This is a genomic window from Arthrobacter sp. 10L430 (assembly GCF_056395245.1).
The window spans coordinates 127,045-145,910 of record NZ_JBFTJD010000002.1; the positions used below are offsets into that span (position 1 = coordinate 127,045).

Below are 18,866 nucleotides of genomic sequence, written 5' to 3' on the forward strand. Positions count from 1 at the left end.
CCTTGACGCCCTCCGCGGCGGGCGTAACGTGGAAGGGTGGACTGGGCCTCCTGGTTCGACGCGCGGGACTTCGAATTCGCCCGGCAGGTGCTGCAGCGTGGCATCGCCGCGCTCTACTTCGTTGCGTTCCTTTCGTCCCTGAACCAGTTCCCTGCGTTGCTCGGCGAGCGCGGACTCCTGCCCGTACCCGACTATCTGGAGGGGTTCAGCAGGCTGCGGAGGCCCACGCTGTTCCGCTGGCGCTACTCCGACCGGCTGCTGCGTTCAGTGTGCTGCACCGGACTGGCCGTTGCAGCCACCCTGGTTGCCGGGCTTCCGCAGCTGGGGCCGCCGTGGCTGTCACTGATCGCCTTCCTTGCGCTGTGGCTGCTGTACATGTCGATCGTCAACGTGGGACAAACGTTTTACGGCTTCGGCTGGGAGATGCTGCTCCTCGAGGCCGGGTTCACGGTGGCCTTTCTCGGCTCCGACCAGACGGATCCGCCCCGGACCATCCTGATCCTCGTGGCCTGGCTGGTGTTCCGGCTGGAATTCGGCGCGGGCATGATCAAGATCCGCGGCGGCCGGGAATGGCGCGACCTCACGGCGCTGTACTACCACCATGAAACGCAGCCCATGCCGGGACCGCTTAGCCGGCAGGCGCATCTCCTGCCCCGGCCGTTCCACCGGCTGGAGGTGGTGGGCAACCACTTCGCCCAGCTTGTGGTGCCTTTCTTCCTCTTCGCCCCGCAGCCGGTCGCCAGCATCGCGGCCGGCATCATCATCTTTACGCAGCTGTGGCTCGTGGCCAGCGGCAACTTCGCGTGGCTGAACTGGATCGCCATAGTGCTGGCCTTCGCGGCGGTCAGCGATCCCGTGGCGCATGCGGTGCTGCCGGTGATTCCGCTGGACCGGCACACGGCTGATGACGGCCGGCAAACGCCGCTGTGGTGGCTCGTCATCACCCTCGCAGTGACACTACTGCTCGCGGCGCTCAGCTACTGGCCCGTCCGCAACCTGTTTTCGCACCACCAGCTGATGAACGCCAGTTTCAACCGCTGGCAGCTGGTGAACACCTACGGCGCGTTCGGCACGGTGACGAAGCAACGGATTGAGGTGGCTGTGGAAGGCACCATGGAGGAGGAGCCCGACTCGGAGGACTGGCGGGAGTACGGCTTCAAGGGCAAACCCGGCGATGTCCGCAGGTTGCCGCGCCAGTGGGCCCCTTACCACCTGCGGCTCGACTGGCTCATGTGGTTCCTCCCCCTGCGCACCGTGCACGAGGAATGGTTCTACACCCTCCTGGCCAAGCTGCTGGAGGCCGACCATGCGGTGCTGCGCCTGCTGCGCAATGATCCGTTCGACGGCGAACGCCCGCGCTGGGTGCGCGCCCGCACCTACCTGTACCGCTTCTCCAGCCGGGCCGAGTTCCGCGAGACCGGCCAGCGCTGGATCCGGACTCCGCTGTATGAAGCCATCCCGCCGCTCTCCCTAAGGCACGCTCCGGGGCGGCGGCAGTAAGGAACGGCCCGTGCTGGGGCTGCCGCTAGGCAGAGACCCCGGCCCGCCGAATCGTGGACTGGGCGTGCTTGAGGATGGGCCCGTCGATCATCCTGCCCTTGAACTGGAACACTCCGGTTCCTGCCGTACGTGCGGCCTCCAGCAGCTCCCGGGCGGCGGCGACGTCCTCGTCGGCCGGTGCGTAGGCCGCGCGGACCGCAGCGACCTGGTTCGGATGGATGCAGGCCTTTGAGCTGAAGCCGGACGCCGCGGCGTCCCGGGCCTCCTCGGTCAGCCCCTCGAGATCCGGGATGTTGACGTAGACCGAGTCCACTGTTTCCTTGCCGAAGGCCCCTGCCGCGAGCAGCACCGATGACCGGGCATGCAGCGCAACGGCTCGGTAGCCGCCGTCGTCCTTCCTGCTGGACGTCCCGCCGAGGGACGCGAGGAGGTCCTCTGCCCCCCACATCAGCGCCACCACGTTGGGTGCGGCGGCAATGGCCGGCGCGTTCACAATCCCGGCGGCCGTTTCACACAGCGCGATCACGTGGAAGCCCTCGAGCGCCCGCAGCTGCTCCGCGCTTTCGGTCTTGGCCAGCATCACCGTCCGGTATGGCGTGTGCGCCAGGCAATGGAGGTCCTTCTCGAAGTCCTCCGTGCCGGCCGGGTTGATCCGGATGATGGTCCGGCTGGGGTCGAGCTCCGGCCCTTCGCCGGAACTGCCGAGCTGGGCCAGGATCGCCCCCCGGGCCCGTTGCTTGTCCGGCGCCGCCACCGCGTCCTCGAGGTCAATGATGACGGCATCGGAGCGCTCAGCGGCCTTCTGGAAGCGTTCGGGGCGGTCAGCGGGGCAGAACAGCAGGGCGGGGCCCATCACGAAAGTCATACAGTCATTGTCCGATTATTTTTGCTTCTGCGCTTCCGTCTCCGCCTTCAGGTGCGCCTCCCGGGTCCACATCAGGCAGCTGCGTGTCGCCAAGGCAACCACCGCGCCGTCCTGGTTGCGGCCGGTGTGCTTCATGGTGACGATCCCCTGGCCCGGGCGCGATCCGGAGAGCCTTTTCCCGGTGATGACGGTCTCGGTGTACAAAGTGTCGCCGTGGTAGAGCGGGCCGGGGAAGGACACATCGGTCAGGCCAAGCTGCGCGATAATGGTCCCCTGCGTGAGTTGGGTGACGGACTGCCCGACGACGGTTGCCAGGGTGAACATCGAGTTCACCAGCCGCTGGCCGAACGGCTGCCCCGCGCTCCACGCCGCGTCCAGGTGCAGTCCCTGCGTGTTCATGGTCATGGTGGTGAAGAGGACGTTGTCGGTCTCGGTGACCGTCCGGCCCGGCCGGTGGGCGTAGACCACCCCTTCCTCCAATTCGTCGAAGTAGAGGCCCCGCTGTTCAACAACGCGGGGGCTGACGCTGGTAGAGCCGGTCGAAACCCCATCGGCCTTCTGTTCCGGGTGGCCCGCCGTCATACAGTCAGTTCCTGGTCTTCTTCGAACAGCTCGGCGCCGGTGGCCGCAGCCACATCTTCCACAGACACGTTGGGAGCCAGCTCGCGCAGGACCAGCCTGGATGACCTGCCGTCGGCGACCACATCAATCACGGCGAGGTCCGTGATGATCCGGTCCACGCATGCCTGGCCCGTGAGCGGCAGCGTGCACCGCTCCACGATCTTGGGTTTGCCGTTGCGGTCCAGGTGCTCCATCATCACGATCACCTTCTTGGCGCCGAACACCAGGTCCATGGCGCCCCCCATGCCCTTGACCATCTTGCCCGGGATCATCCAGTTGGCCAGATCGCCGTTGGCGGCGACCTCCATGGCGCCGAGCACTGCCACGTCCACATGCCCGCCGCGGATCATGCCGAACGACAACGAGGAGTCAAAAAAAGCTGCCCCCTTGTTGACGGTGACGGTTTCCTTGCCGGCATTGATCAGGTCGGGGTCGACCTCGTCCTCGCCGGGATAGGGGCCGACGCCCAGGATGCCGTTCTCCGAATGCAGGACCACCTCCACACCGGCGGGGATGTAATTGGGGATCAGCGTGGGCATCCCGATGCCAAGGTTGACGTACTGCCCATTCGTGAGCTCCTGCGCCACCCGCGCAGCGAGCTCGTTCCGCGTCCAGCCCTTGCCTTCCGGGTGCGACGTTGCGGCACGCCGGTATTCGTGGCGGACGGCCTCGGGACGGGGCGGCGCCCCCTGTGAGCTGATCGACTCCATGGCTACGCTCCTGCCTGGTCGGTGGTACCGGCTGCGGACGGCGCCGAGAGTGCCACCGTCCGCTTTTCGATGCGCTTTTCGCCCTGCGACGCCACGACGACCCGCTGGACGAAGATGCCGGGGAGGTGGACGTGTTCGGGGTCCAGCTCCCCCGGTTCCACCAGCTCTTCAACCTCGGCAATGGTGGTCCGGCCGGCCATGGCGCACAGCGGGTTGAAGTTCATGGCCGTGGCGTGGAAGACGAGATTCCCGTGCCGGTCGCCCTTCCAGGCGTGGACCAGGCCGAAGTCAGGAGCGAGGGACTCTTCCAGGACGTAGTCCACGCCGTTGAAGGTCCGCACCTCCTTCGGTTCGGAGGCGATCGCGATGCCGCCGTCGGCGTCGTACTTTTGTGGCAGCCCGCCTTCGGACACCTGGGTCCCCACGCCTGCTTTCGTGTAGAACGCGGGGATGCCGGCACCGCCGGCGCGCAACTTCTCGGCAAGCGTGCCCTGCGGTGTCAGCACGACCTCAAGTTCACCGGAAAGGTACTGCCGGGCGAACTCCTTGTTCTCCCCGACGTACGAGCTGATGGTCCGCCGGATGCGCCCGTCCCGGAGGAGGATCCCGAGACCCCAGTCGTCCACGCCGCAGTTGTTGCTCACCGTCTCCAGGTCCTTGGTGCCGTGCTCATGCAGGGCATCTATCAGGGCCACCGGGATCCCGCAGAGACCGAACCCCCCGACGGCGAGCGACGCGCCGTCGGGAATATCCGCAACGGCCTCCGCAGCGCTGGCAACAACCTTGTCAATCATCGTTGATCCTTTCAGGTGTCTCGTCAGGCTCAGCCCCCGGGCCGTTCAGAGCCCGAGTTCGCGGGCGATCAGCATCAGCTGGACCTCCGTGGTGCCTTCCCCGACCTCAAGGATCTTGGAATCGCGGTAGTGGCGTGCCACGGTGAACTCGTTGATGAAGCCATAGCCGCCGAACACCTGGGTGGCATCCCGCGCGTTGTCCATGGCCGCCTCGCCTGCGACCATCTTAGCGATGGCCGCCTGGGTCTTGAACGGCTTGCCGGCGAGCATCCTGGCGGCCGCGTCGTAGTACGCCAGCCGGGCCGTGTGGGCGCGTGCCTGCATGCGGGCAATCTTGAAGGAGATGGCCTGGTACTTGCCGATGTTGTTGCCGAACGCCCTGCGGTCCTTGGCATACCTGACCGAGAGATCCACGCACCCCTGGGCTGCCCCCGTGGCCAGTGCCGCGATGGCGATGCGGCCTTCGTCGAGGATGGACAGGAAGTTCGCGTAGCCCCGGCCCCGTTCGCCGAGCAGGTTGGCCTCCGGAACACGGACGTCCTTCAGCGTCAGCGGATGGGTGTCCGAGGCATTCCAGCCCACTTTGTTGTAGGCCTTCTCCGCCTTGAACCCCGGCGTGTTGGTGGGCACCAGGATGGTGGAGATCTCCTTCTTGATGCTGCCGTCCTTGCGCTCATGCTGGCCGGTCACGGCGGTCACGGTCACCAGCCTGGTGATGTCCGTGCCGGAGTTGGTGATGAATTCCTTGTTGCCGTTGATGACCCACTGCCCGTCCTCCAGCCTCGCGGAGGTCTTCGTGCCGCCGGCGTCGGAGCCCGCCTCCGGTTCGGTCAGCCCGAACCCTGCGAGCGCCTTTCCGGAGGCGAGCAGCGGCAGCCACTCCTGCTTCTGGGCTTCGGTCCCGAAGCGGTGGACGGGCATGGCGCCCAGTGAAACGCCTGCTTCAAGGGTGATGGCCACGGACTGGTCCACGCGGCCCAGCTGTTCCAGCGCGAGGGCCAGCGCGAAGTAGTCTCCGCCCATGCCCCCGGACTCTTCCGGAAACGGCAAACCGAACAGCCCCATGTCCGCCATTTGCGAGACAATCTCGTACGGGAAGCTGTGTTCTTCGTCGTGCTTGGCCGAGACCGGCGCCACTACCTCATCGGCAAACTCGCGGACGGTGTTGCTGAGGTCCTGGTATTCCTCGCTGAGCTCAAAATCGGCCATAGCTAGGCTCCCTTACGTTCATGTGTTGGATCTTGAATTGTTGGTTCTGTTATGTCGGCGGCAGGGTCCGGGACATTGCCGGCCGCCGGGTCCGCGTGGATCGTGGCGAGCACCTGGTCGGCCTTCACCAGGTCCCCGGTCCTGACCGTGATGTGCACCGTCCCGGCCACTTCTGCCACGAGCTGGTGCTCCATCTTCATGGCCTCCACCGAGAGCAGCACCTCACCGGCTTCCACCGTGTCGCCGTCGTGCACGGACACCGAAACGACCGTCCCGGGCATGGGCGAGCGGACTTCCGGGTCCGCCGCGCCCACTTCACGCTCGATGGCGGCCAGCACCCTCGCAAGCCGGGACTCGCGGTTGAGCACTTCGAGTCCGCAGGACCAGCCGCCGCTGCCCACGTAGACGTTCTGCGGGCGCCCTTCCCGGGGGTAGTCCTCCCAGAACGATCCCAGCGCGAACGTGAACTCCTGCCCGTCAACGTCCAGGTCGATGGAACTGCTGGCCAGCCCCAGGACCATGACCTTGTACTCAGGGCCGTCATTGACCCGGACCAGGGCGTGTCCCAGGTCCAGGTCGCTCAGCCAGGTGACGGCCACGGTGGCAAGGTCACCGCCGGGAAGGCCAAAGCTCATCCTCCAGGGCGCGGGCCGGCCCAGCCGCCAGCCGCGGACGGTGTCCCACGGGGATGCGACGCCGTCAGGACCTTCGTCCATGACCCAGAACTGCAAGGCCGCGGCCATGAGCTCCGCATCCCCTGCGCTCCGGAACGTCAGGCTCGGCATCTTGCGGTCAATCAGCGTGGTGTCCAGGCGGCCGGCGCGGACGTCGTCATCGTTGATCAGGAGCCGCAGGTATTCCACATTGGTCCCGACACCGAGAACGGTGTACCGCCCCAAGGCCGTGTCCAGCTTGTCCAGCGCCGACTGGCGGTCCGGGCCCCAGGCGATGACCTTGGCCAGCATGGGGTCGTAGTCGCTGGAAATCTCCAGCCCGGTCTGCAGGGAGGAGTCGATGCGGATGTGCGGGTCCGCTGACGCAGGGCTCGCGGAGTCAAGGTCTGCCAGGGCGGTAAAGATGATCCCGCGTTCATCGAGCAGCACCACTTCGCCGGAGGACGGCAGGAAGTTCCGCTCCGGAACCTCCGCGTACACGCGCCCCTCAACGGCGTGGCCGTCAAGCACGACGTCGTCCTGTGCCACAGTGAGCACCTCACCGGCGGCGATGCGCACCTGCCACTCCACGAGGTCCACGCCCGTGACCATTTCGGTGACCGGGTGCTCCACCTGCAGGCGGGTGTTCATCTCCATGAAGAAGAACTCGTCCGGGGCGTTGTCCGAGACGAGGAACTCCACGGTTCCTGCTCCGCTGTAGTGCACGCTGCGGGCCGCCTGGCAGGCGGCTTCGCCGATGCGCGCGCGGGTGGCACCGCCGTCGTTCAAGGATTCCAGCAGCGGCGACGGCGCTTCCTCGATCACCTTCTGGTGCCGGCGCTGCAGGGAGCACTCGCGCTCCCCCAGATGGATCACATTGCCGTGGCCGTCGGCCAGCACCTGCACTTCAATGTGCCGCGGAGCCATGACCAGCCGCTCCAGGAACAGGGTGTCGTCGCCGAATGCGCTCGCGGCAACGCGCCGGGCTGTGGCCAGGGTGGCAGGAAGGTCCTCCGGGCGTTCAACAACATGCATGCCCTTGCCGCCGCCGCCCGCGGACGGCTTGATGAGCAACGGATATCCCACGGCCGCGGCGGCGCTGATCAGATCCTCGTCCGTCAGGCCCGGCTCGGCGATGCCGGGAACCACCGGAACGCCATAACCGGCCACATGATTCTTGGAACGGATCTTGTCCCCCATGACCTCCAGGGATTCGATGCCGGGGCCAATAAAGGCGATGCCGGCCGCCGCGAGTGCCCGCGCAAACTCGACGTTCTCGCTGAGGAAGCCGTACCCCGGGTGCACCGCCTGCGCGCCGGTGTCCTTGCACGCCCGGATGATCGCCTCGATCTTGAGGTAACTTTCGGCCGCGGCAGCGGGCCCGATCCGCACGGCAGTGTCCGCTTCCCGCACGTGGCGGGCGCCGTCGTCGGCATCGCTGTAGACGGCCACCGACCGGATACCCAGGGCACGCAGCGTCCGGATCACCCGGCAGGCGATCTCGCCGCGGTTGGCGACCAGGACAGTATGGAACATGGCCGGTTCGGTCCCCGCATCGGAAGCGGATACCGCCGGATTGGTCATCGCTGTCACTGCTGGATTAGTTACTGCTGGATTAGTCACTGCTTGCTCACATCCGGAAGAGGCCGAAGGACGTCTCCGGCAGCGGGGCGCGGGAGACGACGTCAAGGGCAAGGCCCAGTACGGTGCGCGTTTCCGCGGGGTCGATCACGCCGTCGTCCCAGATGCGCGCGGTGGAGTAGTAGGGGCTGCCCTGGTCCTCGTACTGCTGCCTGATGGGGGCTTTGAAGGCTTCCTCGTCCTCGGCCGACCATTCCCGCCCGGCGGCCTCATACTGGTCGCGCTTGACGGTGGCCAGCACGCTCGAGGCCTGGTTGCCGCCCATCACGGAGATGCGGCTCGCCGGCCACATCCAGAGGAAACGCGGGGAATAGGCCCGGCCGCACATCGAGTAGTTGCCGGCGCCGAAGGACCCGCCGATCACCACGGTCAGCTTAGGCACGCGGGCGGTGGCCACGGCGGTGACCATTTTGGCGCCGTTCTTGGCGATGCCGCCCTGTTCATAGTCCTTGCCCACCATGAAGCCTGAGAGGTTCTGCAGGAAGACCAGCGGGATGCCGCGCTGGTCGCACAGCTCGATGAAGTGCGCGCCCTTGAGCGATGACTCGCTGAACAGCACGCCGTTGTTGGCCACGATCCCGACGGGGTGGCCGTGCAGCTTCGCGAAGCCGGTCACGAGGGTGGTGCCGTAATTCTTCTTGAACTCATGGAACCTGCTGCCGTCCACCAGCCGCGCGATGACCTCGCGGACGTCGTACTGCGCGTTGACGTCCGTGGGGACAGCGCCGTAGAGCTCGGCAGGGTCCACTGCAGGCTCGACCGCGGTGTCCACGTCCCAGGCGGGCGCGGCCGGCCGCGGCAGGGTGGAGACGATGTCCCGGACGATCTGCAGGGCGTGCTCATCGTTTTCGGCCAAGTGGTCCGTGACGCCGGAGATCCTGGAGTGGACGTCTCCGCCGCCGAGTTCCTCGGCCGTGACGATCTCGCCGATGGCGGCCTTTACCAGCGGCGGACCGCCCAGGAAGATCGTTCCCTGGTTGCGGACGATGACCGTTTCGTCGCTCATGGCAGGAACGTAGGCGCCGCCGGCGGTGCAGGAGCCCATCACGCTGGCAATCTGCGGGATCTTGGCCGCGGACATCCGGGCCTGGTTGTAGAAGATCCGCCCGAAGTGCTCCTTGTCCGGGAAGACCTCGTCCTGCTTCGGCAGGAAGGCGCCGCCGGAGTCCACAAGGTAGATGCAGGGCAGCTTGTTTTCCAGCGCGATTTCCTGGGCCCGGAGGTGCTTTTTGACCGTCATCGGGTAGTACGTGCCGCCCTTGACGGTGGCGTCGTTGGAGATGACCAGGACCTGGCGGCCATGGACCAGCCCGATGCCGGCAATCACCCCGGCACCCGGCGAATCGTCGTTGTACATGCCGTTTGCTGCGAGCGGGGCAATCTCCAGGAAGGGGCTGCCGTCGTCGAGGAGCTGGTCGATCCGTTCGCGCGGAAGGAGTTTTCCGCGGGCCATGTGGCGCTCGCGGGATTTCTCCGGACCGCCCATGGCTGCCGTGGCGAGCCGCTTGCGCAGCTCGCCTGCGAGCGCCTGCTGCGCAAGGCTGTTGGCCGCGAAGGCCTCGCTGGTGGGATCCAGCCGGCTGGCGAGTGTCTCCATTGACTGCTTCCGTTCCTTGACCGGCCCGACTGCCCGGCCTGGCTGCTTTCGGTTAGTGCCGTGTAACTGAGATTTAGGTTAGTCTCTATTAACTGTGATGTCCAACACAGCCGCGGGTTGCTAGAGTTTGCAGTTGCGAGGAGGAAATGTGCCGATCACGGAGCAGGGCCGGCTTGCCGGCAGCAGGCAGCGCTCACAGCCGGACGCCCTGGCCGAGGGAGCCCAACCGACCCGTGCCACCCAGCGCAGCCGAGCCAAGGAAACCCGCCGGCAGGCTCTGCTGTCCGCCGCCGCATCGCTCTTCGCCGTCAACGGCTTCAACCGCGTCTCCCTGGAGGACCTCGGGGCCGCCGCCGGCGTCAGCGGGCCGGCCGTCTACCGCCACTTTCCGGGGAAACAGGCCGTGCTGGGCGCCCTGCTGCTGAGCGTCAGCCAGGACCTGCTCGACGGCGGACAGCGCGTGGTGGCCGATGCCGGGGACCCTGCAGCGGCCCTGGTCAGGCTGGTGCAGTTCCATGTGGACTTCGCACTGAGCAACCCCGATGTGATCCGTGTCCAGGACCGGGACTTCAGCAACCTTTCCGACGAGGACCAGGCGGAGGTCCGGGCACTGCAGCGCAGCTACGTGGAGCTCTGGGTTGACGTGCTGGCGGGAATCCACACCGAGACGGACACAGCAGACCTCCGGATGCGTGCCCATGCGACCTTCGGGCTGATCAACTCCACTCCCCACTCGGTGAGGAACCATGGCCGGCGAATGGCCATCAAGTCGGCCAGGCCGCTGCTGGAGAACATGGCACTCGCGGCACTGACTGCCCCCGCCGCTCCCCCGGCCCCCGTTCCCCCGGCATAGCGCGCATGAGCGGCCCTGGCCCGCATGACCGTTGCTGCCAGTCAACGGTCATGCGGGCCAGGGCAGCTTCTGCGTTCTAGCCCATCGCGAGCGCCATGCCGGGATCGGCGAGGAGGGCACCGAGGTCCGCCAGGAACCTTGAACCCTGCTCGCCGTCCACCAGCCGGTGGTCGAAGGAGAGGCTCAGGGTCATGACCTGCCGGAGGGCGATCTGGTCCTGGTATTCCCACGGCATCTTCCGCACCGCGCCCATGGCCAGGATCGCGGCCTCGCCCGGGTTCAGGATGGGCGTGCCGGCGTCGATGCCGAAGACCCCGATGTTGGTGATGGAGATGGTGCCGCCGGAAAGGTCCGACGGGCTGGTCTTGCCGGCCCTGGCCGTCTCGGTCAGTTCGGTGAGTGCCGTGGACAGCCCGGCCAGCGTCATCCGGTCGGCGTCCTTGATGTTGGGAACGGTGAGGCCGCGGGGTGTCGCCGCCGCAATCCCGAGGTTCACATAGTTGAACTGCACGATCTCCTGGTTGCCTTCGTCCCACCGGGAATTCAGGGTGGGATTGCGCCGCAGGGCAATCAGGGCTGCTTTGGCCACGAGCGTCAGCGGCGTCAGCTTGAGCCCCGCAAAGGCCTTGCCGGACTTGAGCCGGGCCAGCAGCTCCATCGCAGGCGTGACGTCAACGGTGAGGAACTCCGTGACGTGCGGCGCAGTGAAAGCACTGGACACCATGGCTGCCGCCGTGAACTTGCGGACTCCCTTGATAGGTGTGCGGGCTTCGCGCTCGCCCTGACCGTACCCACCGCGCCCCTGGGGCTGCCCGGCCCCTGCCGCCGCGAGCTCCTGGGCCGCGGCCGGGAGGTCCCCGCCGCCCACGAAATTCCGCACGTCATCCCGGGTTATGAGCCCGCCCGGGCCGCTGCCCAGAACTTCCCCCAAAGCCACCCCGAGGTCCTTGGCCAGCTTACGAACCGGCGGCGTGGACCGGGGACGTTCGGCAGGCGTGGATTCGACAGGCGGGGTTTGCACAGGCCTAGTTTCGACAGGCGGGGATTGCACAGGCTCAACCAGCGGCATCGACGCTGCCGCGAAGTTGCGCTGCCTGCGCACCGGGCGGCCGGAGCTTTCGACGACGGCACCATACCCCACGAGGTTCGGTTCCCTCTTGGCGGGGGCCGCCTCGGTCTCCCCGCCAGCGTCGGGCTGGCCGCCGGCGTCGCCCTCCACCTCGAAGGAGACGATCGGCTTGCCGACTTCCACCACGGTGCCGGGCTGCTCATGCAGGGCAGTAATCACTCCCGCGAAGGGCGACGGAAGCTCCACCACAGCCTTGGCGGTTTCCACCTCGGCGATGATCTGGTTCAGGGTGACGGTGTCTCCGACATTCACCTTCCACCTGACGATTTCGGATTCGGTCAGGCCTTCGCCGAGATCGGGGAGCCGGAATTCCTTGATCATGGTGGCGGTCATCCTTCCAGCCCGCTCAGCGAATTCGGGCGGCCGAGCGCGCGGTCCACGCCGTCGAGAATCCTGTCGAGGCTGGGAAGATGGTGCATCTCGAGCTTGGAGTAGGGGTACGGCACGTCGAAGCCTGTGATGCGGACGGGCGCCGCCTCGAGATGGTAAAAACAGCGTTCGGTGATGCTGGCGGCAAGCTCGGCGCCCAGGCCGCCTGACTGTCCGGCCTCATGCGTGATCACCATCCTGCCGGTCTTACGCACGGACGCCTCCACAGTGGCAAAATCCACCGGAGCCAGCGAGCGGAGATCAATGACTTCCACGGACACGCCTTCATCAGCGGCTGCCATCGCGGCGTCGCGGGCGGTCTTCACGAGCGGCCCGTAGGCCACTAGCGTGACGTCGTGGCCCTCCGTGATCACCCGGGCCTTTTCCATTGACAGAGAACCGGCAGCGTCAAGGGACTCATCCACTTCGCCTTTGTCGTGGTAGCGGCGCTTGGGCTCGAAGTAAAGCACCGGGTCATCGCAGGAGATGGCCTGCTGGATCATGGTGTGCGCATCCTGCGGGCTGGACGGGCTGACCACGCGGAGGCCCGAAGTGTGCGTGAAGTAGGCCTCGGGAGATTCGGAGTGGTGCTCGGGCGAACCGATTCCTCCGCCGAACGGAACGCGGATCGTGATGGGCATTTTCACGGCGCCTTGCGTGCGGTAGTGAAGCTTGGCCACCTGGCACACAATTTGATCGAAGGCAGGGTAAATGAACCCGTCGAACTGAATCTCCACCACCGGACGGTAGCCGCGGTAGGCAAGCCCAACCGCGGTGCCCATGATTCCGGATTCGGCCAGCGGGGTGTCCACCACGCGGTGTTTGCCGAAGTCCTTCTGCAGCCCGTCCGTCACACGGAAGACGCCGCCAAGGGTTCCGATGTCCTCGCCCATGAGGATGACCTTGGGATCGTTTTCGAGGGACTTGCGAAGCCCGGAGTTTATTGCCCGGGCAAAGGTCATCTGGGTCATCAGCGTGCACCTTCCTCTGAATGGGCTCCTGCGGGATCACCGAAGGATGCCAGGTAACGGGAATAATGGTCCTGCTGGCGGTCCAGCCATGAGTTCGGCGTGCTGTAGACGTGTTTGAAAACGTCCAGCGGCTCCGGTTCCGGCATATTGATGCAGCCGGCACGCATCTCGCGGGCCACGGCATCGGCCTTCTGCTGCACGGCGGCTTCAAATTCCTCGGTCAGCAGGCCCTTTCGGTCCAGCAGCGCCTTGACGCGGCGGATCGGATCCTTCGCGGCCCAGTCCTCCAGTTCGTTGGCGTCGCGGTACCGGGTGGGGTCGTCCGCCGTCGTGTGCGGGCCCATCCGGTAAGTGACGGCCTCAATGAAAGTCGGGCCGCCGCCGCGCCGGGCGCGGTCCAGGGCAACCCGGGTGGCTGCCATGACGGCCAGGACGTCGTTGCCGTCCACGCGCATGCTGGGGATGCCAAAACCTGCCGCGCGGTCCGCGATCTGGATGTGGGACTGGAGCCGGACCGGTTCGGAGATGGCCCAGTGGTTGTTCTGGCAGAAGAACACCACCGGCGCCTGGAAGCTGGCTGCAAAGACCAAGGCCTCATTGACGTCGCCCTCGCTCGTGGCGCCGTCGCCGAAATAGCTGATGGCCACGGAATCTGCGCCGTCGTTCTGGATGCCCATGGCGTAGCCGGTGGCGTGCAGGGTCTGGGCGCCAATGATGATTTGGGGCGTCGCCATGTTGACCGTGTAGGGGTCCCAGCCCGAGGATGCGTTGCCCCGCCAGACACGCACAATGTCGGTCAGATCCACTCCGCGGCAGTAGGCAACTCCGTTGTCGCGGTAACTGGAAAAAACAAAATCGTCGTCCCGGAGCGCCCTGGCAGAACCGATCTGCGACGCTTCCTGGCCCAAAAGCGGCGGCCAGAGGGCAAGCTCGCCCTGCCTCTGCAGCGCCGTGGCTTCCGTATCGATCCGCCGGATGGCCACCAGGTCCTCGTACAGGGTGCCCAGCTGCTCGTCTGAAATGTCCTGGACCCAGGGGTCGAACTCCGGGTGGCTGACGCGTTCCCCTGTGGGGGTGATCAGCTGGACCAGGTTCTGGCCGGCCCCGCCTTGATGTCCTGCCCTGTTGCCCGGGCCCCCGGCGGCTGTACCGCCCTGGCCCAACTCGTCTGTCAACACAGTTGTGCAACCTTCTGACGTCGTGTCACCGTCCCGCGGAAGGACTCGTGATCCCGCCGCATTCCGGCCTTCCGGGCGCCGTTGCTCCGGATAATTGTGACCATACTCACAATGCTCAGGCGGTACAACCACCGCCGCAAAAACTGAGCACAATGCATCATATGAACGGCCCAGACCGTGCTAGCCTTGCGCATTATGCAAGCTTTGGATGGCACTGATACCCGGCTCCTTTCGGCCTTGGCGCGCGATCCCCGGCGGACTGTTGTGGCACTGGCCCAGAAGCTCGGCCTGTCGCGGAACACGGTCCAGGCCAGGATGGCCCAGCTCGAAAAGAAACACGTCTTCCTTTCGTTTGAACGGCGCATCAACCCGGTCTCCCTCGGCTACCCCCTGATGGCCTTCATCTCGGTGCACGTCCAGCAGCAGAAGCTCGGAAGCCTGGCAGAGGAACTGGCCAGCGTGCCGGAAATCCTGGAAGGCTACGGGCTCACAGGTTCGGCAGACCTCCTGTTGCGCGTTGTGGCCCTCGACGCCGAAGACCTCTTCCGGATCAACGGAAAAATCCTCGCCTGCGACGGCGTGGACAGGACGGATACGGCGCTGGCCATGGGCGAGCTGATCCCTTTCCGGATCCAGCCGCTCCTGGACCGTGGCTCAGCGACCGACCAGAGCTGAACCCGTTGTCCCGTTCCCGTGCTGCCGGGACCGGGCTATAGGCTAATCCCACGTGAAGTGACCGGGCGCCGGCAGCGGGCCCAACAACCAGGCGCGCCGGTGCAGCGGCTGCCGGAAAGGCCCACCTTGAGCACCACCCCGGACCCGCGTGAGCCAGGGCCGACGCCTCCCAACGGGCCGGGCGGCCAGCAGCCGACCAGCCAGCAGCCGTATACCCGGCAGCGGTTCGGCAGGAACACCCTGCCCCCTACTCCTTTCGGCCTGCCGGGCCAGCCTCCGGCAAAGAGCCGGAAAGGCCTCTGGATCGTTTTGGGGATCGTGGGCGGCGTCCTGCTCCTGGTTGCCGTGGGAGTCACCCTTCTGGTGAATCTCGTGGGCGGGGCAACACGCCCTGCCTCGGATCTCGCCGATGATTTCACCAGGCTCGTCATTTCAGGCGAAACCAACAAGGCCTACAACGACTTTATGGACCCTGCCCTGAAGCAGCAGTTGTCCCTGGAAGACTTCGCCTCGGGGGTCCGCAGCCTGAACCTGGACCCGTCGTGCACCACGTCTTACGACGACCTGAAAGTCAGTGCCCAGAACGGCACCAACATCGCCGACGTGGCGGGCCTCATTCAGTGCAACGGGCGGGACATCGAACTCGTCTACCGCTTCGCCGGGACGGACGAGCTCAAGATGGTCACCATCCGGCTCAAGCCCAAGACCTGACCGTCACCCATCCACCGGCCGGTGTGGTCCGAATTGCTTCCGAGAGTCCCGTCCGGGGCTCCGCAACCCGGCCGGGACGCGTGTCCCGGCCCTACCGGAAGGATTCGGGCCATGCGCAATTCACCGAACCGCCTCATTGCCACCGTCTTCGGAGCCGTCTACCTCCTCGTGGGGCTTGTCGGATTCGCCGTGACCTCGGGAATCGGTTTCTTCTCCACCGAAGGCGCCAACCTCATCATTTTCGAAGTCAATCCCCTGCACAACGTCATTCACCTCGCCATCGGCGCGGCACTGCTGTATGCGGGGCTTAAAAACGTCCCGGCCGCCCGGACCATCAACGCAGGCGTAGGCGCCGTGTACCTACTGGTGGGCATCCTTGGCCTGTTCCTGCTCAGCTCGCCGCTGAACATCATCGCCCTCAACGGTGCCGACAACGTGCTGCACCTGGCAAGCGCCGTCCTGCTGCTGGGCGTCGGCCTGTCCGTCGAGAAAACCCCCGCCGCAGTCCGCGCCTAATGAACGGCGGCCAGGCAGTCCTGCCTCTGGAGAACCCACGGGAAACGGCCGTCCGGCTGCTCGCCGGCTTTGCAGGCTTCGGCACGGCGGCGGTCAACCTCGCGATTTCCTCCAGCCTGTTCGCGGCCGGAGGCCTGCCCGGCCACCCATGGCCAATGCCCCTTGCCACAGCTGCGGCCATCTGGGGAGTCGCCCTGCTGGGCTGGACTGTGGCGGCCCTTAGAAACAGCAGCTTTCCGCTGCCAGGCTGGTCCGCCGTCCTGCTGCCGGCCGCCGCTGCCGTCCACTTGCTGGCGATTGTCACCGGCGGCAGCGGCAACATGGCTGGCCTCAACGTCAGCCACCTCGCCGCCCTGCTGCTGACCCTCACCATCATCGCCGCCCAAGGCTGGCTGCGCCGCCAGGGCCCTGGGAGGACGGACGACGGCGGACTCCCCGGCACAGGCAGCCCGGCCGGCGCTTCCGGTTCAGGACGGATGCTCGCAGCGGCCTTCGCGGGAGCTGTCGCCGTGGCTGCCATAGCGACGCCGGGACTCGCGGCCTCCGCCGCCGGACAGTTCGCCGTCCCGCACGGAAGCCATTTCGACAGCGGCGCGGGAGGACACCACGGTCCCTGACCGCCGCCGTCAGAGCACTGCGACAAAGCAGCCCTTAAGACGGGAAGCCCCCGCGCGGCTCCAACTTTCGGAGGTGCAGTTCAGCCGCGCGGGGGCTTCCGTCATGCCGCCATGTCAGCGGCCTGGATCATCGCTCACGGGGCTAGTGGTCGACGGCCTTCTCGGCGCCCACGCCGGTCAGTGAACGGACCTCCATCTCGGCCTGCTTGGTGGTGTCCTCCCTCTTCTTGTCCAGGACCGTGCCAAGCCAGCCCAGAAAGAATGCCAGCGGGATGGACACGATGCCCGGGTTGCTGAGCGGGAAGACGGCGAAGTTGGCGCCCGGAAGCATGGACGTCTTCGCTCCGGAGACCACCGGGGACAGCGCGATCAGGATGATCGCCGAGGCGAGGCCGCCGTACATGCTCCAGACGGCGCCCTGGGTGGTGAATCTGCGCCAGAACAGCGAGTAGATGATGGTCGGCAAGTTGGCGGAGGCCGCGACGGCAAACGCGAGCGCCACCAGGAAGGCCACGTTCTGCCCGTTGGCGAAGATACCGCCGAGAATCGCCATGATGCCAATGACCACCACGGTGCGTCGCGCCACCTTGACCTCGGTGTCGGCGTCGGCCTTTCCCTTGGCGATGACGCTGGCATAGATGTCATGGGCGAAGGACGCCGCAGCCGTGATGGTGAGCCCGGCCACCACGGCGAGGATGGTGGCGAAGGCCACCGCCGAGATGAATCCCAGGAGCAGCGGTCCGCCCAGGTAGAAGGCAAGCAGCGGAGCTGCGGAGTTGACCCCGCCCGGGGCTGCCTTGATGGTGTCGGCACCGACCAGTGCGGCAGCGCCATAGCCCAGGACCAGGGTGAAGAGGTAGAACAGACCGATCAGCCCGATGGACCACACCACGGACTTCCGGGCTTCCTTGGCCGTGGGCACGGTGTAGAAGCGCATCAGCACGTGCGGCAGGGCTGCCGTGCCGAGGACCAGGGCAAGGCCCAGGGACATGAAGTCCAGCTTGGAGGTTTCGGTCTTGCCGTACTGCAGTCCGGGGTTCAGCACTGCCGGGTTCTTCGCCGTTTCCACCGCGCCGCCCAGCAGGTCGGAGAGGTTGAAGCCGTAGATCGCCAGGACCCAGAAGGTCATGACGGCGGCACCCGCGATGAGCAGCATCGCCTTGATGATCTGCACCCACGTGGTTCCCTTCATGCCGCCGATGAGGACGTACATGATCATGAGGGCGCCCACGACGATGATCACCAGGGCCTGGCCGCCCCAGTCGCTGATGCCCAGCAGCAGGGAGATCAGGCTGCCCGCGCCGGCCATCTGGGCGAGGAGGTAGAAGAAGCAGACGGCCAGCGTGGAGATGGCTGCCGCGATGCGGACCGGGCGCTGTTTGAGGCGGAAGGAGAGGACATCGGCCATGGTGAACTTACCGGTGTTGCGGAGCAGTTCCGCCACCAGGAGGAGTGCCACGAGCCACGCGACCAGGAAGCCGATGGAGTACATGAAGCCGTCATAGCCGTTGACGGCGATGGCGCCCGTGATGCCCAGGAACGAGGCCGCGGACAGGTAGTCGCCCGCGATGGCCGTTCCGTTCTGCGATCCGGTGAAGGACCGGCCGGCGGCGTAGTAGTCAGCCGCGGTCTTGTTGTTCCGGCTCGCCCGCAGGACGATCACCATGGTGACCGCGACAAACAGGCCGAAGATCCCCATGTTCAGGAGGGTTGTGTCCTTGAGCGCGGCGACGTCGACCGCCGCTGGAATGCTGATCATGGAGTTTCCCCGCCCACGCGGTTGCCCGCTCTGTCGAATTCGTGTCCTTCAATACCGTGGCGGATCTCCGCTGCGATGGGGTCCAGCCTCCTGTTGCAGTAGCTGACGTACCACCCGGTGATGGCAAATGTGGTGACGAACTGCAGCAGGCCCATGATCAGCCCGACGTTGATGTTCCCCCACACCTTGATGGACATGAAGTCCGCGGCGTAGTCGGCCAGCAGCACATAGGCGAAGTACCACAGCAGGAATGCAATGGCCATGGGAAACACAAAGCTGCGGTGGCGCTTGCGCAGTTCCTTGAACTGCTCGGTGGCTTGGACTTCCTTGAAGTCCGCGGACGCCGCTACGTCCGGAGTTCGGGCATCATTACCCATCATTCCTCCTCATTGAGACTGCCTCCCACACCGCCGGCCGCACAATCCTCCGCCAATGTGACTCCCATCACTGTGCTCCCTCCTGGGCGGTGTGACCAGTGGTCGCGGAAAACCGGTCGCC

At 66.1% G+C, this 18,866-nt stretch carries 18 protein-coding genes; 6 read left to right on the forward strand and 12 right to left on the reverse strand.

Annotation, left to right across the window (positions count from 1 at the left end; translation table 11 throughout):
- Positions 1–36 precede the first annotated feature (36 nt).
- Positions 37–1,500, forward strand: a complete 1,464-nt coding sequence (locus AC1DDG_RS02810) for a lipase maturation factor family protein (RefSeq protein WP_476874871.1) — start codon at positions 37–39, stop codon at positions 1,498–1,500.
- 25 nt (positions 1,501–1,525) lie between these two features.
- Here the strand turns inward: AC1DDG_RS02810 and AC1DDG_RS02815 are convergent, their stop codons facing one another.
- Genes AC1DDG_RS02815 through AC1DDG_RS02845 form a run of 7 tightly spaced genes read right to left on the reverse strand, consistent with a single transcriptional unit; the run spans position 1,526 to position 9,590 of the window.
- Complete coding sequence (locus tag AC1DDG_RS02815) at positions 1,526–2,365, reverse strand: HpcH/HpaI aldolase/citrate lyase family protein (RefSeq protein ID WP_476874872.1); 840 nt, start codon at positions 2,363–2,365, stop codon at positions 1,526–1,528.
- A gap of 15 nt (positions 2,366–2,380) precedes the next feature.
- Positions 2,381–2,947 carry a MaoC family dehydratase gene (locus AC1DDG_RS02820; protein ID WP_476874873.1) on the reverse strand — a complete coding sequence of 189 codons (567 nt, stop codon included), beginning with the start codon at positions 2,945–2,947 and terminating at the stop codon, positions 2,381–2,383.
- Complete coding sequence (locus AC1DDG_RS02825) at positions 2,944–3,696, reverse strand: CoA transferase subunit B (protein ID WP_476874874.1); 753 nt, start codon at positions 3,694–3,696, stop codon at positions 2,944–2,946. The genes AC1DDG_RS02820 and AC1DDG_RS02825 overlap by 4 nt, the downstream gene beginning before the upstream one ends.
- A gap of 2 nt (positions 3,697–3,698) precedes the next feature.
- A complete protein-coding gene (locus tag AC1DDG_RS02830) occupies positions 3,699–4,490 on the reverse strand; it encodes a CoA transferase subunit A (RefSeq protein WP_230120610.1) in 792 nt (263 codons plus the stop codon).
- Between the two features lie 45 nt (positions 4,491–4,535).
- Positions 4,536–5,699 (reverse strand): acyl-CoA dehydrogenase family protein, encoded by a 1,164-nt coding sequence (locus AC1DDG_RS02835; RefSeq protein ID WP_230120612.1) that lies wholly within the window; start codon positions 5,697–5,699, stop codon positions 4,536–4,538.
- Between the two features lie 2 nt (positions 5,700–5,701).
- Complete coding sequence (locus AC1DDG_RS02840) at positions 5,702–7,936, reverse strand: acetyl/propionyl/methylcrotonyl-CoA carboxylase subunit alpha (RefSeq protein ID WP_476875015.1); 2,235 nt, start codon at positions 7,934–7,936, stop codon at positions 5,702–5,704.
- A gap of 46 nt (positions 7,937–7,982) precedes the next feature.
- Entirely contained in the window at positions 7,983–9,590 is a 1,608-nt protein-coding gene (locus AC1DDG_RS02845; RefSeq protein WP_476874875.1) for a carboxyl transferase domain-containing protein, read from the reverse strand.
- 208 nt (positions 9,591–9,798) lie between these two features.
- Here AC1DDG_RS02845 and AC1DDG_RS02850 point away from each other — a divergent pair, with 208 nt between their 5' ends.
- Entirely contained in the window at positions 9,799–10,443 is a 645-nt protein-coding gene (locus tag AC1DDG_RS02850; RefSeq protein ID WP_476875016.1) for an SACE_7040 family transcriptional regulator, read from the forward strand.
- Positions 10,444–10,519: 76 nt separating this feature from the next.
- Here the strand turns inward: AC1DDG_RS02850 and AC1DDG_RS02855 are convergent, their stop codons facing one another.
- The 3 genes from AC1DDG_RS02855 to pdhA are packed head-to-tail and all read right to left on the reverse strand — an operon-like array spanning position 10,520 to position 14,090.
- Entirely contained in the window at positions 10,520–11,905 is a 1,386-nt protein-coding gene (locus AC1DDG_RS02855; protein WP_476874876.1) for a dihydrolipoamide acetyltransferase family protein, read from the reverse strand.
- Positions 11,902–12,912 (reverse strand): alpha-ketoacid dehydrogenase subunit beta, encoded by a 1,011-nt coding sequence (locus tag AC1DDG_RS02860; RefSeq protein WP_230119039.1) that lies wholly within the window; start codon positions 12,910–12,912, stop codon positions 11,902–11,904. The genes AC1DDG_RS02855 and AC1DDG_RS02860 overlap by 4 nt, the downstream gene beginning before the upstream one ends.
- A complete protein-coding gene (pdhA, locus tag AC1DDG_RS02865) occupies positions 12,912–14,090 on the reverse strand; it encodes a pyruvate dehydrogenase (acetyl-transferring) E1 component subunit alpha (RefSeq protein ID WP_476874877.1) in 1,179 nt (392 codons plus the stop codon). The genes AC1DDG_RS02860 and pdhA overlap by 1 nt, the downstream gene beginning before the upstream one ends.
- Before the next feature lie 195 nt (positions 14,091–14,285).
- Between pdhA and AC1DDG_RS02870 the strand changes: the two genes are divergently transcribed.
- The 4 genes from AC1DDG_RS02870 (at position 14,286) to AC1DDG_RS02885 (ending at position 16,609) form a co-directional block, all read left to right on the forward strand.
- The gene (locus AC1DDG_RS02870; RefSeq protein ID WP_230119037.1) at positions 14,286–14,765 is read left to right on the forward strand and encodes an Lrp/AsnC family transcriptional regulator; all 480 of its coding nucleotides are present in this window, start codon (positions 14,286–14,288) and stop codon (positions 14,763–14,765) included.
- Between the two features lie 126 nt (positions 14,766–14,891).
- Positions 14,892–15,476, forward strand: a complete 585-nt coding sequence (locus AC1DDG_RS02875) for a hypothetical protein (RefSeq protein ID WP_476874878.1) — start codon at positions 14,892–14,894, stop codon at positions 15,474–15,476.
- A gap of 111 nt (positions 15,477–15,587) precedes the next feature.
- Positions 15,588–15,992 (forward strand): DUF4383 domain-containing protein, encoded by a 405-nt coding sequence (locus AC1DDG_RS02880; protein ID WP_476874879.1) that lies wholly within the window; start codon positions 15,588–15,590, stop codon positions 15,990–15,992.
- On the forward strand, positions 15,992–16,609 hold the full coding sequence (locus tag AC1DDG_RS02885; RefSeq protein WP_476874880.1) for a hypothetical protein: 618 nt from the start codon (positions 15,992–15,994) through the stop codon (positions 16,607–16,609). Before AC1DDG_RS02880 ends, AC1DDG_RS02885 begins: the two co-directional genes overlap by 1 nt.
- Before the next feature lie 142 nt (positions 16,610–16,751).
- On the opposite strand, the gene AC1DDG_RS02890 is transcribed toward AC1DDG_RS02885, so the two are convergent.
- Both AC1DDG_RS02890 and AC1DDG_RS02895 read right to left on the reverse strand, forming a co-directional pair.
- Positions 16,752–18,368: a solute symporter family protein gene (locus AC1DDG_RS02890; protein ID WP_230119033.1), complete on the reverse strand. Its 1,617-nt coding sequence runs from the start codon at positions 18,366–18,368 to the stop codon at positions 16,752–16,754.
- A complete protein-coding gene (locus tag AC1DDG_RS02895; RefSeq protein ID WP_476874881.1) occupies positions 18,365–18,745 on the reverse strand; it encodes a DUF485 domain-containing protein in 381 nt (126 codons plus the stop codon). Before AC1DDG_RS02895 ends, AC1DDG_RS02890 begins: the two co-directional genes overlap by 4 nt.
- Positions 18,746–18,866: the final 121 nt, after the last annotated feature.